The sequence below is a fragment of the Allobosea sp. P4_H5 genome (genome assembly GCF_056400825.1).
Genome location: NZ_JBFUKM010000005.1, coordinates 386,483 through 403,153 on the forward strand (window position 1 = coordinate 386,483; position 16,671 = coordinate 403,153).

A 16,671-nucleotide genomic window follows, 5' to 3' on the forward strand; every position below is an offset into this window, starting at 1 on the left:
ACCATGAACCAACGCCCGCCGCCGCAAGGTTGCGGGCATTCCGACGAGCTGACGCCTTGAGCCGCCAGACCGAAGCCGAGGATGAGAGAAGGGCGCGCCTCGCCGCCGCCCTCCGCGAGAACCTGAAGCGCCGCAAGGCGCAGGCAAGGGCCCGGCGTGCCTCGGACACGGCGGCCGAGGACATGCTACCGCCCGCCCAGGCCGAACCTCCCCGGTCCTGATCCCCACCCTTTCCGGCCGGCGCCTCCCGCCGGCCGTCCTGCAGGACGAGCCCGATGGACCGTATCCGCATCACCGGCGGCCAGCGCCTCAATGGCGTGATCCCGATTTCCGGCGCGAAGAACGCAGCCCTGCCGCTGATGATCGCGAGCCTCCTCACCGACGAGACGCTGACATTGACCAATGTCCCGCGGCTCTCCGACGTCAGCGCGCTTTCGCGCATCCTCTCCAATCAGGGCGTCGACCGCTCGGTCGCCGGCAAGCGCATCGGCCAGAGCGCCGAAACCGGCCAGACCGTCGCGCTGACCGCGCGCCAGATCGTCGACACCTGCGCGCCCTACGAGCTGGTCTCGACCATGCGGGCGAGCTTCTGGGTGATCGCGCCGATCCTGGCCCGCATGGGCGAGGCCAAGGTCTCGCTGCCCGGCGGCTGCGCCATCGGCACGCGCCCGGTCGACCTCCTGCTGATGGCCCTGGAGCGCCTCGGCGCCACCATCACCATCGAGGGCGGCTACGCGCTGGCGCGGGCTCCGAAGGGGCTCAAGGGCGCCGAGATCGTCTTCCCGAAGGTCACGGTCGGCGGCACCCATACCGCGCTGATGGCCGCTGTCCTCGCCGACGGCGCCACGGTGATCGAGAACGCGGCGCGCGAGCCCGAGGTGGTCGATCTCGCCGTCTGCCTCGAGAAGATGGGCGCCAAGATCGAGGGCGCCGGCACCTCCACCATCACCATCCGCGGTGTCTCGCGCCTCGGCGGCGCGCATCATGCCGTGTTGCCGGATCGGATCGAGACCGGCACCTATGCCATGGCGGTGGCGATGGCCGGCGGCGACGTCCTGCTCGAAGGCGCGCGTGCCGATCTGCTGCAGGCGGCGCTGGACGTGATCAGCCAGGCCGGCGTCGACGTCTCCGAGACCAATGAGGGCATCCGCGTCCGCCGCAACGGCGCCGCGCTGGAGCCGGTCGACGTCACCACCGATCCGTTCCCGGGCTTCCCGACCGATCTCCAGGCCCAGCTCATGGCGCTGATGACCAAGGCCAAGGGCACCTCGCGCATCCGCGAGACCATCTTCGAGAACCGCTTCATGCATGTGCAGGAGCTCGCCCGGCTCGGCGCCAAGATCCGCCTCGACGGCGATGCGGCTTATGTCGACGGCGTCGAGAAGCTCACTGGCGCCCCGGTCATGGCGACCGATCTGCGCGCCTCGGTCTCGCTCGTGATCGGTGGCCTCGTCGCCGAGGGCGAGACCATGATCAACCGCGTCTACCATCTCGACCGCGGTTTCGAGGCGCTCGAGGCCAAGCTCAGTCGGTGCGGCGCCCAGGTCGAGCGCATCAGCGGTTGACGATAGGCGACAGCCTCGCCAGATAGGGCCTAGAGCGGGATGCGAAAAAGTGGGAACCGGTTTTTCGCAGGAATCCTGCTCTAGTTTATTGGAATCGATCACGTTCTATGATTTTGGATCGGCTCGATCCAAAATCATAGAACGTGATCTAGAGCATTTTCGAGCGAAGTGGACACCGGTTCGCGTGAAGAAAATGCGATAAGACAAGAGTCTCTATGTCCGATCCCGCCGCCGAGCCGCTGAAACTGATCGCCCTGGACGCCGACGATCTGTCGGTGATCTCGGCGCATCTGCAGGACGCGGTGCTGAAGCGCGGCGACATCGCCTATAGGCCCGCCGAGAAGCGTTTTGCCCTGGCGCTGCGTCGTTTCGACTGGGAAGGCGCGGCGCAAGGGCAAAAGCGCCGGCGGCTCGCCGCTCTCCATTTCGAACGCGTGACGGCCGCGCGCAGCAGCAAGGTCGCGGCTGGCGATGTGGTGCTCAGTCTGCTCGCCGTTACCTTCGCCGAGACCGACGGCCCTGCCGGGCAGGTGACCCTGCATTTCTCCGACGGCGCCGCCATCCGCCTCGATGTCGAGTGCATCGAGGCGCAGATGAAGGATCTCGGCCCGATCTGGGAAGCCGTCGCGACGCCGGCCCACCCGGACGCCGGCTGAACCACATCTGCAGTCAGGATAGCACCATGCCGATCAGGCTTGACGCACGCGATGCCGATTTCGAGCGGGAGTTCTCTGCCCTGCTCGCGATGAAGCGCGAGGTTTCCGAGGATGTCGACCAGGTCGCGGCCGCGATCATCGCCGATGTCCGAGCCCGTGGCGATGAGGCGCTGATCGACTACACCGAGCGCTTCGACAAGCTCTCCCTGACGCCGCAGACCCTGCGCGTCACGCAAAGCGAGATCGAGGCGGCGCAGTCGGCCTGCACGCGCGAGCAACTCGCCGCGCTGGAGACGGCGCGCGCCCGGATCGAGGCTTATCACCTGCGTCAGAAGCCGGCCGATTCCTGGTCCCGCGATGCGCTTGGCGTCGAGAGCGGCTGGCGCTGGAGCGCGGTCGAGGCCGTCGGCCTCTACGTACCGGGCGGCACGGCGAGCTATCCGTCTTCCGTGCTGATGAACGCGGTGCCAGCCAAGGTCGCCGGGGTCGAGCGCCTCGTCATGGTCGCGCCGACTCCGCGTGGCGACGGCAATCCGCTGGTGCTCGCCGCGGCGAAGCTCGCCGGCATCGACGAGATCTACAGGATCGGCGGGGCGCAGGCCGTGGCCGGGCTCGCCTATGGCACCGCGACGATCGCGCCGGTCGCCAAGATCGTCGGCCCCGGCAACGCCTATGTCGCCGCGGCCAAGCGTCGTGTCTTCGGCACGGTCGGCATCGACATGATCGCCGGCCCCTCCGAGGTGCTGGTCCTGGCCGATGCCGACGCCAATCCCGACTGGATCGCCGCCGACCTGCTCGCCCAGGCCGAGCACGACACCGCCGCCCAGTCGATCCTGATTACCGACGACGCCGCGCTGGCGGACGCGGTCGAGCGCGCGGTCGAAGGCCAGCTCCGCACCCTGCCGCGGGCCGAGATCGCGGGCGCAAGCTGGCGCGACTTCGGTGCGGTCATCCTGGTCGAGGCGCTCGTCAGCGCGATCTCTTTGGTCGACCGGCTGGCGCCGGAGCATCTCGAGATCATCGCCGCCGATGCTGAAGGGCTGGCGGGGCGTATCCGCAATGCCGGTGCGATCTTCCTCGGCGGGCACACGCCCGAGGCGATCGGCGACTATGTCGGCGGCTCGAACCATGTCCTGCCGACAGCGCGCTCGGCCCGCTTCTCCTCCGGGCTCGGCGTCCTCGATTTCATGAAGCGCACCTCGCTGCTGAAATGCGATCCCGAGTCGTTGCGGGCGCTTGCCGGCGCCGCAACGGAGCTCGCTGAAGCCGAGGGCTTGCAGGCGCATGCGCGTTCCGTGACGATCCGACTCAACGGCTGACGGCAGGCTGGCGATTCTGCGCCTGCACGGAGCTGGCGGAGGGGATATGTCGGAACGCAGCCATCTGGTCGCCGTCACGCTCGACGAAGCCTCGCTCGGGCGCGGCAGCGCCGACCAGGAGCATGAGCGGGCCGTTGCGATCTACGATCTGATCGAGCGCAACCACTTCGCCCTGCCGGAGTTCGATGGCGGTCCCTATGCCGTCCATCTCGCTTTGGTAGAGCGGCGCCTCGCCTTCGAGGTCAGGAGCGCCGAGGGAGCGGCACTCGTCACCCATCATCTTTCGCTGACGCCGTTCAAGCGCATCATCAAGGACTACGAGCTGGTCTGCGACAGCTATTACGCCGCCATCCGCACGGCGACGCCTGCCCAGATCGAGGCGATCGACATGGGCCGTCGCGGCCTGCACGACGAGGCCGCGGTTCTGCTGGTCGAGCGGCTGTCGAACAAGGTCGAGATCGACAACGAGACGGCCCGGCGCCTGTTCACCCTGATTTACGCGCTGCACTGGAAGGGCTGAACGCTTGGAGTCGCCCGTACCGCGCAAGCTCCAGAGCGTACTGTTCATGTGCGCCTACAACGCGGTGCGCTCGCCCATGGCGGAGGCGCTGGCCAAGCACTTCTTCGGCAAGTCGATCTATGTCCAGTCCGCCGCCGGCAAGCGCAAGGGCGAGCTCGACCCTTTCGCACTGTCGGTCCTCGACGAGATCGGCATCGATGCGCACAAGCACAAGCCGAAGACGGTCGAGGAGCTGGAGGAATGGGAGGGGCTCAATTTCGACCTGATCGTCTCACTCTCGCCCGAGGCGCACCACAAGGCGCTGGAACTCACCCGCACCCTCGCCGCCGAGGTCGAGTACTGGCCGACCCCGGACCCGACCATCATCCAGGGCTCCCGCGAACAGGTGCTCGACGCCTATCGCGCCGTTCGCGACGGGCTGATGCAGCGGATCAAGGTGCGGCTGCGGTCCTGAACCCTACTGGATCAGGACCGCGCCGCCGCAGCGCACGCCGCTGACCCAGCTGTCGGCCTGGCCGAGGCCGATGCCGAGCGTGTTGAGCAGGCTCGTCAGCACCTGGTCGAGCGGGGCCGCGGCGCCGGCGATGACGCCGGAAACGGCGCCGTCGAGTCCGGGTATGGGAAGACCCAGCCCGAGCAGCTCGACGCGCAGGTCGAGATCCCCGACCAGCCGTGACAGCAGGCTTGCGACGAAGTTCTGCGTCGAGGTCGTCTTCTTGTCGGCTCGCTGGATCTCGGCATAGCTGAAGCTAACCGGGGTCTCGCTGGTGTTGCTGATCGTGACATGCGCCCGAGCCGTGACCTTGGCCAGACCGAGCAGGTCGAGCACCGTTGCAGCCGGTGGATTCGGCCGCGTGCTGAAATTGCTGAACTCGGCATTGGAGACCTGCCCGATCCAGGCATCGACGACGGCCGGCGTCACGCCGAGCGTCACGCGCGAGCTGGTGACCTCGCCGGCGCCGCAGGAGATCGCGGTCAGTCGGGCGGTCGCGGAAGCGAGCTCCAGATAGAGCGGCAGCTTCACCAGCGAGGCCTGGCCGCTGCCGACCAGGGTGAGCGTGAGCAGCAGACGTGTCTGGGCGGTGTGGACGCTCGCTCCGGCGCGGCCGATCCGGACGAGGCTGGTCCCTACCGGCCGTTCGCCGATGGCGAGCTTGAGCGAGACTGCCGCGAGGCCGGGCACGTTGACCGCGAGGCCGAGATCGAGCTGGCGCGAGCCATTGGCAATCTGGGCCGCGGCCGAGATCAGGTCGAGCGCCGCCAGCGAGGCCTTGAGCGGCACCTCTTCGCCCAGCTGCCGGCCACCGTAGACGCCGAACGAGACGAGGCTCTGCAGGTTGATGCGCTGGCCCGAGCTGCCGAGGGCGCTGGAGAGGCGCCCCAGCGCCGCGATCGCATCGCTGCCGGCTCCCTGATCGCGAGCCGCATCCTGGGCGGCCAGAACGATGTCGCCGATGCGGACATTGGCGCGGAGGACCTCCTCGAAGGTCAAGGCGGAGATCGAGGCACGCGTCGCCAGCCGGCGGGCGAAGCCGAACAGGTCGATCCGCGCTCGCGCCAGTCCCTCATAGTCCATCACCGACAGTGACAGGCTCGTGCCGAGCAGGCTGCCGAGCAGGCCGTTGAGGGCGCCGTTCTCAATGCGGAGCAGCCGCGAGCCGATGGCGAAGGCCGCCTGAGCATCCTGCGCGGCGATGGCTTGTGTCACGATGGCGACCTCGCCGCTCTCGCCGCCCAGGCTGGAGGCCAGGACGCGGCCGAGGATCAACGGCGTGGTCGCTCGCATCTCAACCCGGGCCGCGTTGGCCGCGGGTCCCGAGCCTTGTTGGAAGCGCGTTGTCGGAGCCAGTCGCGCATCGGGCGTATAGGTGCCGGTCTGGACGGTGCCGACGGCGCCGGCCGGAAAGCCGTTGCGGCTCGCGCTGGCCCGGGCCGCGTTCGTGGCACGTTCGAGATCGGCCGCAGCAGCGAGCGCCGCAAGGTCTGTGGCAGTCTGCTGCCGGCGCTTCTGGTAGAAGAGGCTCCCGACATCGACCGCCATGGTACCGAATCCGAACAGGACCAGGGAGGTGCCGGCGAAGACGATGGTCGAGAGGCCGCGGCGGTCGGCCAGGAGCTTCCGGAACGAGCGGATCATGATGGCCTCCTGTCCGGTCGGTTCGGGGATCGCATCAGTAGCCGCCGCGCTGGACGACGGCGCGGCGCTCGACGATCGGCATCGGTAGCGCGACCATCGAGCTCAGCCGGTTGAAGACGCTGTCCGAGTAGTCGTAGACGACCGTGACCTCGAAGCTTGGCGCCGGGGCGCCCAGGGCGGTCGTCCGGACCGTCAGCTTGCTCGGTTCGAGGAAGGCGTAGGAGCCGATGTTGCGGGTGATGAAGGAGCGGGCCAGCCGCTCGCGCTCGGCATCATCGAGGCCGGCGACGGAAGCCCGTGCTGCTTCCGCGGCAAGCTGCTGCACGCCGTGGTACACGCCGAAGGCGTGGCCGTAGCCGATGATCCCGAACAGCAGCATCAGCAGGATGGGAGCGATGAAGGCGAACTCGACCGCCGTGCTGGCCGATTGGTTGGTTCCGAACGCAAGAGGATCATGGCGCATGGCGTGCTGCTCATCATTTTAACAACTATAAGTTGTAGAGATGAGCGATTGACGAAACGTAAAAGTTGTACTCTCGACCCGTTCCAGATTGTGAAGCCAGCGCAGGCGCTTAACAGAAATTTAAGAAACGCAGATCAGGAACATTGCTGAAGGCAACGTTGCGTTAGCCATGCTGAGAGCCGAGGATGAGCCCCGTCGCGATATCGACCGCATCCCGTTTTCGGCTCCGGCAATGGCGTGACATCGGCCTGATCGCAGGTTTGGCGCTCTGCTCCGGCCTCTTGGCCCTCGCGAGCCTGCCCGGGCCCGTCGCGGGGCCGCCCGCTCCGCTGGCTGCTATCTTTCCGCCCTGGGTTGGGGGCGAGGAGGCCGTGGCGCGCAGCCTGGCGACCGGCGCCAGGATCCTGCGGCAGGGGGCTGTCCCCTTCGTCGTCGTTCTCGCGCCGGAGACGATAGCAAGGCCCGTCGGAGCCCTGCTGATGCTGCGCCTCGACGGCCTTGCCGGCTGCATCATCTCACCCGAGGCCGAAGCGAGCCGCTCATGACACTGACTTTGCCCGGTCTGCGGGACCTGGTTGCGCGCTGCCTCCTCGGCCTTGCCTTCCTCCATGTCCCGCTGCTCGCACTGGCGTCTCTGGCCCAGACCGGCGACGGCCTGATACCCGGGCTCAGCGCGCTGATGCTCGCGCTTGCGGCGCTGATCGCCTATCGCAGTGCCGGGGCCGCGCTGATCGCGCAATTCGCCATCGCGATTGCCCTGATCGGCCAGGTCTCGATCCTGGTCGCGGTCTTCTCCGGGCATCCCTGGCAGCCCGACATGCATATGTATTACTTCGCCGTGCTGGCGCTGCTCGCCGGCTTTTGCGATTGGCGGCCGATTATCCTCGGCGCTGCACTCACGGCGGCGCATCACCTGGTTCTGCAATTCGTCCTGCCTGCCGCCGTCTTCTACCAGGGCGGCAATCTGCTGCGGGTGCTGCTGCACGCGGTGATCGTGGTGGTCGAGACCGCCTTCCTCGCGGTGATCGCGTTGATGACCGCGCGCATCTTCGCGCAGACCGAGGCCAACCTGCATCGCGCCGAGGAGGTTGCCGAGCGCGAGCGTCTGGCGGGCGAGCGCGAACGGGCGCTTGCCGACGATGCGGAGGCCCGGGCCCGGCGCCTGCGCGCCATGGTCGAGAACTTCCGCGACGAGATGGATGGCGCCATGGCCATTCTCGACAAGGCGTCCGAGGCGATGCAGGTCGATGCCCGCGGTCTCACTGGCGCGTCCGAACGGGCGCGGCAGCAGATCGCGTCCGTTTCGCGCAATTCGAACGAGATGACGACCAGTATCGAACAGACGGCGGCCGCCAGCCAGGAACTCGCCTCTTCTATCGCTGAGATCGGCCGCAACGTCTCGCAGACCGCCGACAGCTCGCAGTCGGCGGCAAGGTTGGCGCGTGCTGCCAGCACCGAGATCGAGGCGCTGGCGCGCACCGGCGAAAGCGTCGGCGCTGTCGTCGAGATCATTCGCGGAATCGCAGCGCAGACCAGTATGCTGGCTCTGAACGCGACGATCGAGGCGGCCCGCGCCGGCGCTATGGGCAAGGGCTTTGCCGTCGTCGCCAGCGAGGTGAAGACGCTCTCGGCCCAGACCGCGAGCGCAACCGACGAGGTCGCGCGCTCGATCGAAGCGATCCAGACCGCCTCGCAACGCTCGCTCAAGTCGATCCGCGAGATCGTCGCGGCGATTGGCAAGGTCGAGACTGTCTCGGTCGCGATCGCCTATGCGGTCGGCGAGCAGGATCGCGCCACGGCGGAGATCGCCAAGGAGGTCCAGATCTCCTCCGACGGCGTCAGTCGCAGTGCCCAGAGCCTGCAGAGCTTCGAGACGGTGACGGAGCGCACTTACGCCGCCGCCGGCAGCCTGCAGAGCTCTTCCAGCGATCTGGCGACGCAGGCCCAGCGCATCCGCCGCGAAGTCGCCGAGTTCTGTGAGCGCGTCGCGGCCGCCTGAGGCGCAGCGAGTTTCGGCGGACCCACACCGTCATTCGGGGGCTTCGCGTCAGCGAAGAGCCCGGAACCCATGAACACGGAAAGCAGACGGGAAGGCTCGTCCGACCGGTGTCCTTTGATGGGCTGCCGTGTTCGTGGGTTCCGGGCTCGGGCCTATCGGCCCGCCCCGGAATGACGGCGTGGTTCGGCGCAAAATTGGAGTGCTCCGACTACCAGGCGCGGCCGGGGCCGGTCGCACCAAGCTTCAGCCAATCTCCGAGCGTTGCGGCGATGTCGGCGAAGCTCTCGCGGCGGCCGAGCAAACCGGCCGGCACATCCGGCCCGAAGGCCAGGATCGGCACGTGCTCGCGCGTATGGTCGGATCCTGGCCAGCTCGGATCGTTGCCATGGTCGGCGGTGATGACGGCAAGGTCACCTGGCCGCAGCAGGGCCTCGAGCCTGGGCAGATCGCGATCGAAGGCTTCGAGCGCCGCCGCATAGCCGGGTATGTCGCGGCGATGGCCGTACTCGGTGTCGAAGTCGACGAGGTTGATGAAGCAGAAGCCGCCATCGGGCAGACGTTCGAACGCTTCCAGCGCCGCCGCGAACATGGCGGCGTTGCCGAAGGGCTTGATCTCCTCGCCGGTGTTCCGGTGGGCGAAGATGTCGCCGATCTTGCCGACCGTGACCACCGGCCGGCCTTTGGCCACGAGCCGGTCGAGGATGGTCTCGTCCGGCGGCGGGATCGCGAAGTCCTTGCGGTTGCCGGTCCGGGTGAAGCCGGTCTCGGCCGTGCCGACGAAGGGCCGGGCGATGACGCGGCCGATCCGCAGCGGGTCGACCAGCGCCCGGACCTTTTTGCAGAGCGCATAGAGCCGCTCCAGGTCGAAATGCTCCTCATGTGCCGCGATCTGCAGCACCGAGTCGACCGAAGTGTAGCAGATCGGCTTGCCGGTTCGGATGTGCTCCTCGGCGAGCTCGTCGATCACCGCCGTGCCCGAGGCATGCTTGTTTCCGAGGATGCCGGGCAGGGCGCCCTCACGGATGATCGCGGCGACGAGATCGGGCGGGAAGGTATTCTCCAGCGCGGTGAAATAACCCCATTTGAACGGGACCGGGCAGCCGGCGATCTCCCAATGGCCGGACGGGGTGTCCTTGCCCTGGCTGATCTCGACACCGTAGCCGTATCGGCCTTGCGGTGCCTCCGGTCGCGCCACGCCGGCGAGCGGCCTGCCGGTCGAAGCCTCGCAGGCATGGCTGAGGCCGAGGCGGGCAAGATTGGGGATCTGGAGCGGCCCGCGGCGCAGGCCCTCGCGGTCGCCGCCCCCCTCGGCGCAGGCCTCGGCGATATGGCCGAGCGTATCGGCGCCCTCGTCGCCATAGGTGGCCGCGTCCTCGGCGCCGCCGCAGCCGACGGAATCGAGCACGATCAGGATGGCGCGCGCCATCAGTCGCGCACCGCGGCGCTGTTCGCCGGCTCGAGGTTGAGCGCCGCGGCGAGCAGCGCCTGCGTATAGGCCTCGCGGGGGCGCTGGAAGATCTCTTCCGCCGGTCCTTCCTCGACCACCTTGCCGTTCTGCATCACCACCACCCGGTGCGACAGCGCCCTGACCACCTTGAGGTCGTGGCTGATGAAGAGATAGCCGAGTTTGCGCCGGGCCTGCAGGCCGCGCAGCAGGTCGACGATCTGCGCCTGGACGGACATGTCGAGTGCCGAGGTCGGCTCGTCCAGCACGACGAATTTCGGATCAAGCGCCATGGCGCGGGCAATCGCGATGCGCTGGCGCTGGCCGCCCGAGAATTCGTGCGGATAGCGGTCCATGGTAGCCGGGTCGAGCCCGACATCGGCGAGCGCCTGTGCCACGATCTCGCGCTGGCGCTGATAGCTCAGTCCCTTCTGCTGGACAGTGAGTCCTTCCGCGACGATGTCGGCAACCGACATGCGCGGCGAGAGCGAGCCATAGGGGTCCTGGAAGACGACCTGGAGATTCCGGCGCTTCGGCCGGATTGCCTTGCTCTTCAGCCCGTCGATGCGGTCGCCGAGGAAGACGATCGGCCCTTCCGAGGAGATCAGCCTGAGGATGGCGAGGCCGAGCGTGGTTTTCCCTGAGCCGGATTCGCCGACGATGCCGAGCGTCTCGCCCTCGCGCACCGTGACCGAGATGCCGTCGACCGCCTTCACATGGCTGGTCGTGCGGCGCAGCAGCCCGGTCTTGACCGGGAACCAGACCTTGACCGGCCCGGCCTCCAGCAGGATCGGGGCGCCCTCGGGCACCGGCTCAGGCCGGCCCTTCGGTTCGGCGGCGAGCAGGCGCTGCGTATAGGCGTGCTGCGGCTTGCCGAAGATCTCGGCGACGGGCCCCTGTTCGACGATCTTGCCCTTCAGCATCACGCAGACCCGGTCGGCGATGCGCCGGACGATGCCGAGGTCATGGGTGATGAACAGGATCGCCATGCCGAGCCGGGCCTGCAGCTCCTTCAGCAGGGTCAGGATCTGCGCCTGCACGGTGACGTCGAGCGCCGTGGTCGGCTCGTCCGCAATCAAAAGGTCGGGCTCGTTGGCGAGCGCCATCGCGATCATCACGCGCTGACGTTGCCCGCCCGAAAGCTGATGCGGATAGGCGTCGAGCCGGCTCGCCGCATCGCGGATGCCGACAAGGGTGAGCAGTTCGAGCGTGCGGGCACGCGCCTTCTCGCCGCGCAGGCCCTTGTGCAGTTCGAGGATCTCGCCGACCTGCCGCGCGATGGTTTGCAGCGGGTTGAGCGAGGTCATCGGCTCCTGGAACACCATGGTGATGTCGTTGCCGCGGACCTTGCGCATCGCGTCCTCGTCGGCCGCGATCAGGTCCTGGCCATTGAACAGCACCTTGCCCGACGGATGATGAGCCGCCGGATAGTTCAGGAGCTTCAGGATCGACAGCGCCGAGACCGATTTGCCCGAGCCGGATTCGCCGACCAGCGCCAGCGTCTCACCCTTGGCGATCTCGAACGAGACCTTGTCGACCGCGAGCGTCTCCTGCCCGCCCTGGCGGAAGGCGACGGAGAGATCCTGGACGGAGAGGAGGGGAGCGGTCACGCGAAGGTCTTCCTCGGGTCGAAGGCATCCCGCACCGCTTCGCCGATGAAGATCAGCAGCGACAGCATCAGCGCGATCACGAAGAAGCCGGACAAGCCGAGCCAGGGCGCCTGCAGGTTCGCCTTGCCCTGCGCCAGCAGTTCTCCAAGCGAGGGCGAGCCGGGCGGCAGGCCAAAGCCGAGGAAGTCGAGCGAGGTCAGGGTGGTGATCGAGCCGTTGAGGATGAAGGGCAGGAAGGTCAACGTCGCCACCATGGCGTTGGGCAGGAGGTGCTTGACCATGATCGCCCGGTTGGAGAGGCCGAGCGCGCGCGCGGCGCGGACATATTCGAAGTTGCGCGCTCGCAGGAACTCGGCGCGGACCACGCCGACCAGCGTCACCCATGAAAACAGCAGCAGGATGCCGAGCAGCACGAAGAAGCTGGGCGTGATGATCGCAGCGACGATGATCAGCAGATAAAGCGCGGGAATCGAAGTCCAGATCTCGATGACGCGCTGGAAGATCAGGTCGGTCCAGCCACCGAAATAGCCCTGGATCGCCCCGGCGGCGATGCCGATCACCGAGGAGATCGAGGCCAGGATCAAACCGAACAGGATCGATATCCGGAAACCGTAGATCAGGCGCGCGACCACGTCGCGGCCCTGGTCGTCGGTGCCGAGCCAGTTCCATTCGAGCTCGCGGCAGGTCATGCCGCCGGTGCGCTCCGCGATCGGGCGGCATTGCTCGTCCTTGAGCAGCCAGGTCGGCGGGGCAGGGGCGGGCACCGGCAGGTCGAGATTATGGGTGCGATAGGAATAGCGGATCGGCGGCCAGATCGCCCAGCCATTCGCGGCGATCTCCCGGGCAATGGTCGGGTCGCGGTAGTCGGTGGTGGCGAGGAAGCCGCCGAACTTCTCCTCGGGATAGTTCACCGCGACCGGGAACAGCGTTTCGCCCTTGTAGCGGACGATCAGGGGCCGGTCGTTGGCGATGAACTCGGCGAAGAGCGACAGCACGAACAGTGTCAGGAAGATCCAGAACGACCACCAGCCGCGCTTGTTGGCCTTGAAGCTGTCGAGGCGGCGCCGGTTGATCGGCGAGAGCTTGAGCCAGCCCTGCTTCATCTGCGGAGGCGCGGCGACGGGCTCGGCGGAGCGCAAGGCCGGCGGAGGGGCGAGAAGCGTGTCGCTCACCTCAGGCCTCCCGCGATTCGAAGTCGATGCGCGGGTCGACCCAGGCATAGGTCAGGTCGGTGATCAGGTGCACGAGAAGGCCGATCAGCGAGAAGATGTAGAGATTGGCGAAGACGACGGGATAGTCGCGGTTGACGATCGCCTCGAAGGACAGGAGCCCGAGCCCGTCGAGCGAGAAGATCGTCTCGATCAGCAGCGACCCCGCGAAGAGCGCATGCACGAAGGCGCCGGGAAAGCCTGCGATCACGATCAGCATGGCGTTGCGGAAGACATGGCCATAGAGCACGCCGCGCTCCGACAGGCCCTTCATCCGCGCCGTCAGCACGTATTGCTTCCGGATTTCGTCGAGGAAGGAGTTCTTGGTCAGCAATGTCGAGGTCGCGAAGGCGCCGAGCGCCATCGCCAGCACCGGCAGGGCGATGTGCCAGAAATAGTCGCCGATCTTGCCGAGCAGGCTGAGTTGCGCCCAGTTCTCCGAGGTCAGCCCCCTTAGCGGGAAGATCTGCCAGAACGAGCCGCCGGCGAAGAGCACGATCAGAAGGATCGCGAACAGGAAGCTCGGAATCGCATAGCCGATGATCACGACCGCACTGGTCCAGGTGTCGAAGCGCGAGCCGTCCTTGACCGCCTTGCGGATACCGAGCGGGATCGAGATCGCGTATGAGAGCAGGGTCATCCACAGGCCGAGCGTGATCGAGACCGGCAGCTTCTCCTTGATCAACTGCAGCACCGGCGCATCGCGGAAGTAGCTGCGGCCGAAATCGAAGGTGGCATAGTCCTTCAGCATCTTGAGGAAGCGCTCATGCGCCGGCTTGTCGAAGCCGAACTGCTTCTCCAACTCCTTGATGAAGGCGGGGTCGAGCCCCTGCGCGCCGCGATAGGCCGAGCCTGAATCCAACGCTTGGGCCCCGGCATCGCCGCCGGAGCCGCCGCCGACGCGTTCGGCCGCGCCGCTGTTGGGATTATTGAGCTGTGAGATGATCCGCTCGACCGGCCCGCCCGGGGCGAACTGTACGATGACGAAAGAGATCAGCAGGATGCCGAACAGGGTCGGCACCATCAGTGCCAGACGCCGGGCGATGTAATTCAGCATTCCCGCTTATGCCTTCCCGATCCGCTTGGCCTTTTCGGGATCGTACCACCATGTCCCCGGCGCGCCGGAGCTGAATTTCGGCTTGGTCTGCGGGCGCTCGTACATGTCCCAATAGGCCAGCCACTCGCTGGCGTTCCACCACATCGGGATCCAGTAGCGCCCGGCCCGCAGCAGCCGGTCGAGGCATTTCGCCGCCACCACCACCTCGGCATAGCTGTCGGCCTTGCCGATCGTCTCGATCATCGCGTCGATCGCCGGGTCCGCTATGCCGCCGACATTGCGCGAGCCGCGCGTCTTGGCCGCTTCCGAGCCGTAGATCACGCGCATCGTGTCGCTCGGGATAGCGCTGCCGCTCATCGCCCGGCTGATCATGTCGAAGTCGAACTCGTCGAGCCGGCGCTGGTACTGAGCGCCGTCGACGATGCGCGAGGTCGCGTTGATGCCGAGCCGCTTGAGATTGGCCTGGAAGGGCTGGGTATGCGGCTGCAGGGCGGGGGTCGAATCGAGGAACTCGATCTCGAAGGGCTGGCCGTTCGGCAGCTTCAGCACATTGCCGTCGCGCTTGCAGCCGGCGGCGCGCAACATCTCGTCGGCCCGCCGGAGCAGGGCGCGGTCGCTGCCCGAACCGTCCGAGACCGGCGGCAGGAAGGGCTCGCCGAAGACCTCGTCCGGCACCTTGCCGCGGAACGGCTCCAGCAGCGCGAGCTCTTCCGATGAGGGTTTTCCGACCGCCTTCGAATCCGAGTTCTCGAAATAGGAGGTCGCCCGCGAGAAGGACGAGAACATGATGTTCTTGTTGGTCCACTCGAAGTCGAAGGCGAGGCCGAGCGCCTCGCGGATGCGCGGATCGGCGAATTTCTCGCGGCGCAGATTGTAGATCCAGCCCTGCGAGCCGATCGGCTCGGTCTTAGGCAGGGCCTCCTTCTTGACCTTGCCTTCGTGGATGGCCGGGAAGTCATAGCCCGTCGCCCAGATCCGCGAGGTGAACTCCTCCTGGAAGGTGATCACGCCGCTCTTGAAGGCCTCGAAGGCAACCTGCCGGTCGCGGAAATACTCCCAGCGGACACGATCGAAATTGTTCTGGCCGATAGTCACCGGCAGATCCCTGGCCCAGTAGTCCGGCACCCGGTCGAACTCGATGAAGCGGCCCTGTTCGAACTTGCCGACCTTGTAGGCGCCCGAGCCAAGTGGCGGCTCCAGTGTCGAGGCCTCGAAATTGCGGGTCGACCAGTATTTCTCAGAGAACACCGGCAGGCCGGCGACGACGAGATGCAGGTCGCGGCTGCGCTTCGGCGTGAGCTTGACCACGAGGATGGCGTCGCTTTCGGCGGCTGCCGATTCCATCTCGCCAAGGATCAGCCGGTAGGTCGGGTGGCCCTTGCTCTTGAGCAGGTTGAACGAGAAGGCGGCGTCGCTGGCGGTGACCCGTGAGCCGTCATGGAATTTCGCCTCCGGCCGCAGGCGGAAGCGATAGGTCAGCTTGTCCTGGGAGACCACGACGCTCTTGGCGATCAGGCCGTAGAGCGAGCCGGGTTCGTCGCCGGAGCCGGCCATCAGGCTGTCGAAGCAGGCATCCATGCCGGCTGCGCCATCGCCCTGCAGCACATAGGTATTGAGCGTGTTGAAGGTGTCGAAGCTCTGATTGCCGCCGGCACGCTTGATCTGGACCGTGAGCGAGCCGCCCTTTGGCGCTTTCGGATTCACATAGGCGAAATGCGGGAAGTCCGGCGGCAGTGCCAGCTCGCCGAAGGTCGAGAGGCCATGGACCTCGTTCTCCTGCGCCAGCGCCGTCGTGAGCGAGGCCGGCAGTGCGGCCGCGCCTGCGAGCGCGCCGCCGGCTTCGAGCAGCCTGCGGCGAGTGATCCGGATCGCCATGCGATACCCCTTGCGATTCGTCGTCCGATTATGTCGTTGCGTCGGGCTAAAGCCAGAGCAACCGGCATTCACAGCGATGGTGACGGCAATTGCATGGCGTCGACAAGCAAAAGCCGGGCTTGCGGCCCGGCTCATGACGTCACATCGGCGCGAGGCGCGCTGCCAAATCAGGGCTTCGGCAGCGGCTTCGGCGAATCGGCGAGGCTGTTGAGATAGGCGACCACGTCGGCGCGGCTCTCAGGCCGGGCGATGCCGGCGAAAGCCATGGCGGTGCCGGGGACGTAGGCCTTCGGGTTCTTCAGGAAGTGGTCGAGCGCGTCGGCGTCCCAGCTCTTGTCGTTGCGGCCCTTCATCGCGGCCGAATAGCCGAAGCCGGCGACCGAGCCCTCGCCGCGTCCATAGACGTCGTAGAGATGCGGGCCGACCTTGTTGGCGCCGCCCTTCTCGAAGGTGTGGCAGGCCTTGCAGGCACCGACGGCCTTCTCGCCCTTGGCGACGTCGGCCTTGGCGAGGCGCACCGCGATCGGCTCCTCGACCGCAGCCGCCGGGGCGCCCGCGCCACTCGCAGCCGCCGGCTCGAGGCTCGGCAGATCATAGCCAGGGACAGCCGGCTTCTTCGGGGCGAAGACGATGCCGGCGCCCATGTTCAGGGCCATCACGACGAGCAGGGTCGAAAGCCCTGCGCCAGCGATCTTGTTCAGTTCGATATTCATCGTCTCTCACAACCCCCGGCCCGCCCGTCGGCGAAGCAAGACAGCGCTGCGGCCGGACCCTTGCGGGAGCCGGCACGTCTGCGCTGCTTAACCGCTTTGCGCGCT

At 67.1% G+C, this 16,671-nt stretch carries 16 protein-coding genes; 8 read left to right on the forward strand and 8 right to left on the reverse strand.

Features of this window, described 5'->3' with window-relative positions; genetic code table 11:
* Positions 1 to 56 precede the first annotated feature (56 nt).
* From AC1DS0_RS13080 to AC1DS0_RS13105, 6 genes are all read left to right on the forward strand, one after another.
* Entirely contained in the window at positions 57 to 221 is a 165-nt protein-coding gene (locus AC1DS0_RS13080) for a hypothetical protein (protein ID WP_476814764.1), read from the forward strand.
* 54 nt (positions 222 to 275) lie between these two features.
* Positions 276 to 1,565 carry a UDP-N-acetylglucosamine 1-carboxyvinyltransferase gene (murA, locus tag AC1DS0_RS13085; protein WP_476814765.1) on the forward strand — a complete coding sequence of 430 codons (1,290 nt, stop codon included), beginning with the start codon at positions 276 to 278 and terminating at the stop codon, positions 1,563 to 1,565.
* A 215-nt stretch (positions 1,566 to 1,780) separates the two neighbouring features.
* Positions 1,781 to 2,221 carry a DUF2948 family protein gene (locus AC1DS0_RS13090; RefSeq protein WP_476814766.1) on the forward strand — a complete coding sequence of 147 codons (441 nt, stop codon included), beginning with the start codon at positions 1,781 to 1,783 and terminating at the stop codon, positions 2,219 to 2,221.
* A gap of 26 nt (positions 2,222 to 2,247) precedes the next feature.
* Complete coding sequence (hisD, locus tag AC1DS0_RS13095) at positions 2,248 to 3,540, forward strand: histidinol dehydrogenase (protein WP_476814767.1); 1,293 nt, start codon at positions 2,248 to 2,250, stop codon at positions 3,538 to 3,540.
* Between the two features lie 46 nt (positions 3,541 to 3,586).
* Positions 3,587 to 4,060, forward strand: a complete 474-nt coding sequence (locus AC1DS0_RS13100; protein ID WP_152016646.1) for a UPF0262 family protein — start codon at positions 3,587 to 3,589, stop codon at positions 4,058 to 4,060.
* Positions 4,061 to 4,106: 46 nt separating this feature from the next.
* Complete coding sequence (locus AC1DS0_RS13105) at positions 4,107 to 4,514, forward strand: arsenate reductase/protein-tyrosine-phosphatase family protein (protein WP_152016647.1); 408 nt, start codon at positions 4,107 to 4,109, stop codon at positions 4,512 to 4,514.
* 3 nt (positions 4,515 to 4,517) lie between these two features.
* Here AC1DS0_RS13105 and AC1DS0_RS13110 read toward each other — a convergent pair whose 3' ends face one another.
* A complete protein-coding gene (locus AC1DS0_RS13110) occupies positions 4,518 to 6,197 on the reverse strand; it encodes a pilus assembly protein TadG-related protein (protein ID WP_476814768.1) in 1,680 nt (559 codons plus the stop codon).
* 34 nt (positions 6,198 to 6,231) lie between these two features.
* A complete protein-coding gene (locus AC1DS0_RS13115) occupies positions 6,232 to 6,660 on the reverse strand; it encodes a TadE/TadG family type IV pilus assembly protein (protein ID WP_476814769.1) in 429 nt (142 codons plus the stop codon).
* Positions 6,661 to 7,031: 371 nt separating this feature from the next.
* On the opposite strand from AC1DS0_RS13115, the gene AC1DS0_RS13120 reads away from it, so the two are divergent.
* Positions 7,032 to 7,205 carry a hypothetical protein gene (locus AC1DS0_RS13120; RefSeq protein ID WP_476814770.1) on the forward strand — a complete coding sequence of 58 codons (174 nt, stop codon included), beginning with the start codon at positions 7,032 to 7,034 and terminating at the stop codon, positions 7,203 to 7,205.
* Positions 7,202 to 8,659, forward strand: coding sequence for a methyl-accepting chemotaxis protein (locus AC1DS0_RS13125; RefSeq protein WP_476814771.1), 1,458 nt, complete (start codon positions 7,202 to 7,204; stop codon positions 8,657 to 8,659). The genes AC1DS0_RS13120 and AC1DS0_RS13125 overlap by 4 nt, the downstream gene beginning before the upstream one ends.
* Positions 8,660 to 8,867: 208 nt before the next feature.
* Here AC1DS0_RS13125 and AC1DS0_RS13130 read toward each other — a convergent pair whose 3' ends face one another.
* The 6 genes from AC1DS0_RS13130 to AC1DS0_RS13155 form a co-directional block, all read right to left on the reverse strand.
* Entirely contained in the window at positions 8,868 to 10,085 is a 1,218-nt protein-coding gene (locus AC1DS0_RS13130) for a phosphopentomutase (protein WP_476814772.1), read from the reverse strand.
* Positions 10,085 to 11,713 carry an ABC transporter ATP-binding protein gene (locus tag AC1DS0_RS13135; RefSeq protein WP_476814773.1) on the reverse strand — a complete coding sequence of 543 codons (1,629 nt, stop codon included), beginning with the start codon at positions 11,711 to 11,713 and terminating at the stop codon, positions 10,085 to 10,087. The genes AC1DS0_RS13130 and AC1DS0_RS13135 overlap by 1 nt, the downstream gene beginning before the upstream one ends.
* Positions 11,710 to 12,933, reverse strand: coding sequence for an ABC transporter permease (locus AC1DS0_RS13140; RefSeq protein ID WP_476814774.1), 1,224 nt, complete (start codon positions 12,931 to 12,933; stop codon positions 11,710 to 11,712). Before AC1DS0_RS13140 ends, AC1DS0_RS13135 begins: the two co-directional genes overlap by 4 nt.
* Positions 12,887 to 13,978, reverse strand: a complete 1,092-nt coding sequence (locus tag AC1DS0_RS13145; RefSeq protein WP_476814775.1) for a microcin C ABC transporter permease YejB — start codon at positions 13,976 to 13,978, stop codon at positions 12,887 to 12,889. The genes AC1DS0_RS13140 and AC1DS0_RS13145 overlap by 47 nt, the downstream gene beginning before the upstream one ends.
* Positions 13,979 to 13,984: 6 nt before the next feature.
* Positions 13,985 to 15,853, reverse strand: coding sequence for an extracellular solute-binding protein (locus AC1DS0_RS13150; RefSeq protein ID WP_476814776.1), 1,869 nt, complete (start codon positions 15,851 to 15,853; stop codon positions 13,985 to 13,987).
* 167 nt (positions 15,854 to 16,020) lie between these two features.
* Complete coding sequence (locus AC1DS0_RS13155) at positions 16,021 to 16,566, reverse strand: c-type cytochrome (RefSeq protein WP_476814777.1); 546 nt, start codon at positions 16,564 to 16,566, stop codon at positions 16,021 to 16,023.
* Positions 16,567 to 16,671: the final 105 nt, after the last annotated feature.

What these genes read in the sequence shown, in the direction of transcription:
- AC1DS0_RS13150 (WP_476814776.1), bottom strand. Translation starts at nt 15,853, where the DNA reads ATGGCGATCCGGATCACTCGCCGCAGGCTGCTCGAAGCCGGCGGCGCG.
- AC1DS0_RS13115 (WP_476814769.1), bottom strand. Translation starts at nt 6,660, where the DNA reads ATGCGCCATGATCCTCTTGCGTTCGGAACCAACCAATCGGCCAGCACG.
- AC1DS0_RS13130 (WP_476814772.1), bottom strand. Translation starts at nt 10,085, where the DNA reads ATGGCGCGCGCCATCCTGATCGTGCTCGATTCCGTCGGCTGCGGCGGC.
- AC1DS0_RS13140 (WP_476814774.1), bottom strand. Translation starts at nt 12,933, where the DNA reads ATGCCTGGGTCGACCCGCGCATCGACTTCGAATCGCGGGAGGCCTGAG.
- AC1DS0_RS13100 (WP_152016646.1), top strand. Translation starts at nt 3,587, where the DNA reads ATGTCGGAACGCAGCCATCTGGTCGCCGTCACGCTCGACGAAGCCTCG.
- AC1DS0_RS13155 (WP_476814777.1), bottom strand. Translation starts at nt 16,566, where the DNA reads ATGAATATCGAACTGAACAAGATCGCTGGCGCAGGGCTTTCGACCCTG.
- AC1DS0_RS13125 (WP_476814771.1), top strand. Translation starts at nt 7,202, where the DNA reads ATGACACTGACTTTGCCCGGTCTGCGGGACCTGGTTGCGCGCTGCCTC.
- hisD (WP_476814767.1), top strand. Translation starts at nt 2,248, where the DNA reads ATGCCGATCAGGCTTGACGCACGCGATGCCGATTTCGAGCGGGAGTTC.
- AC1DS0_RS13145 (WP_476814775.1), bottom strand. Translation starts at nt 13,978, where the DNA reads ATGCTGAATTACATCGCCCGGCGTCTGGCACTGATGGTGCCGACCCTG.
- AC1DS0_RS13105 (WP_152016647.1), top strand. Translation starts at nt 4,107, where the DNA reads ATGTGCGCCTACAACGCGGTGCGCTCGCCCATGGCGGAGGCGCTGGCC.
- AC1DS0_RS13110 (WP_476814768.1), bottom strand. Translation starts at nt 6,197, where the DNA reads ATGATCCGCTCGTTCCGGAAGCTCCTGGCCGACCGCCGCGGCCTCTCG.
- murA (WP_476814765.1), top strand. Translation starts at nt 276, where the DNA reads ATGGACCGTATCCGCATCACCGGCGGCCAGCGCCTCAATGGCGTGATC.
- AC1DS0_RS13090 (WP_476814766.1), top strand. Translation starts at nt 1,781, where the DNA reads ATGTCCGATCCCGCCGCCGAGCCGCTGAAACTGATCGCCCTGGACGCC.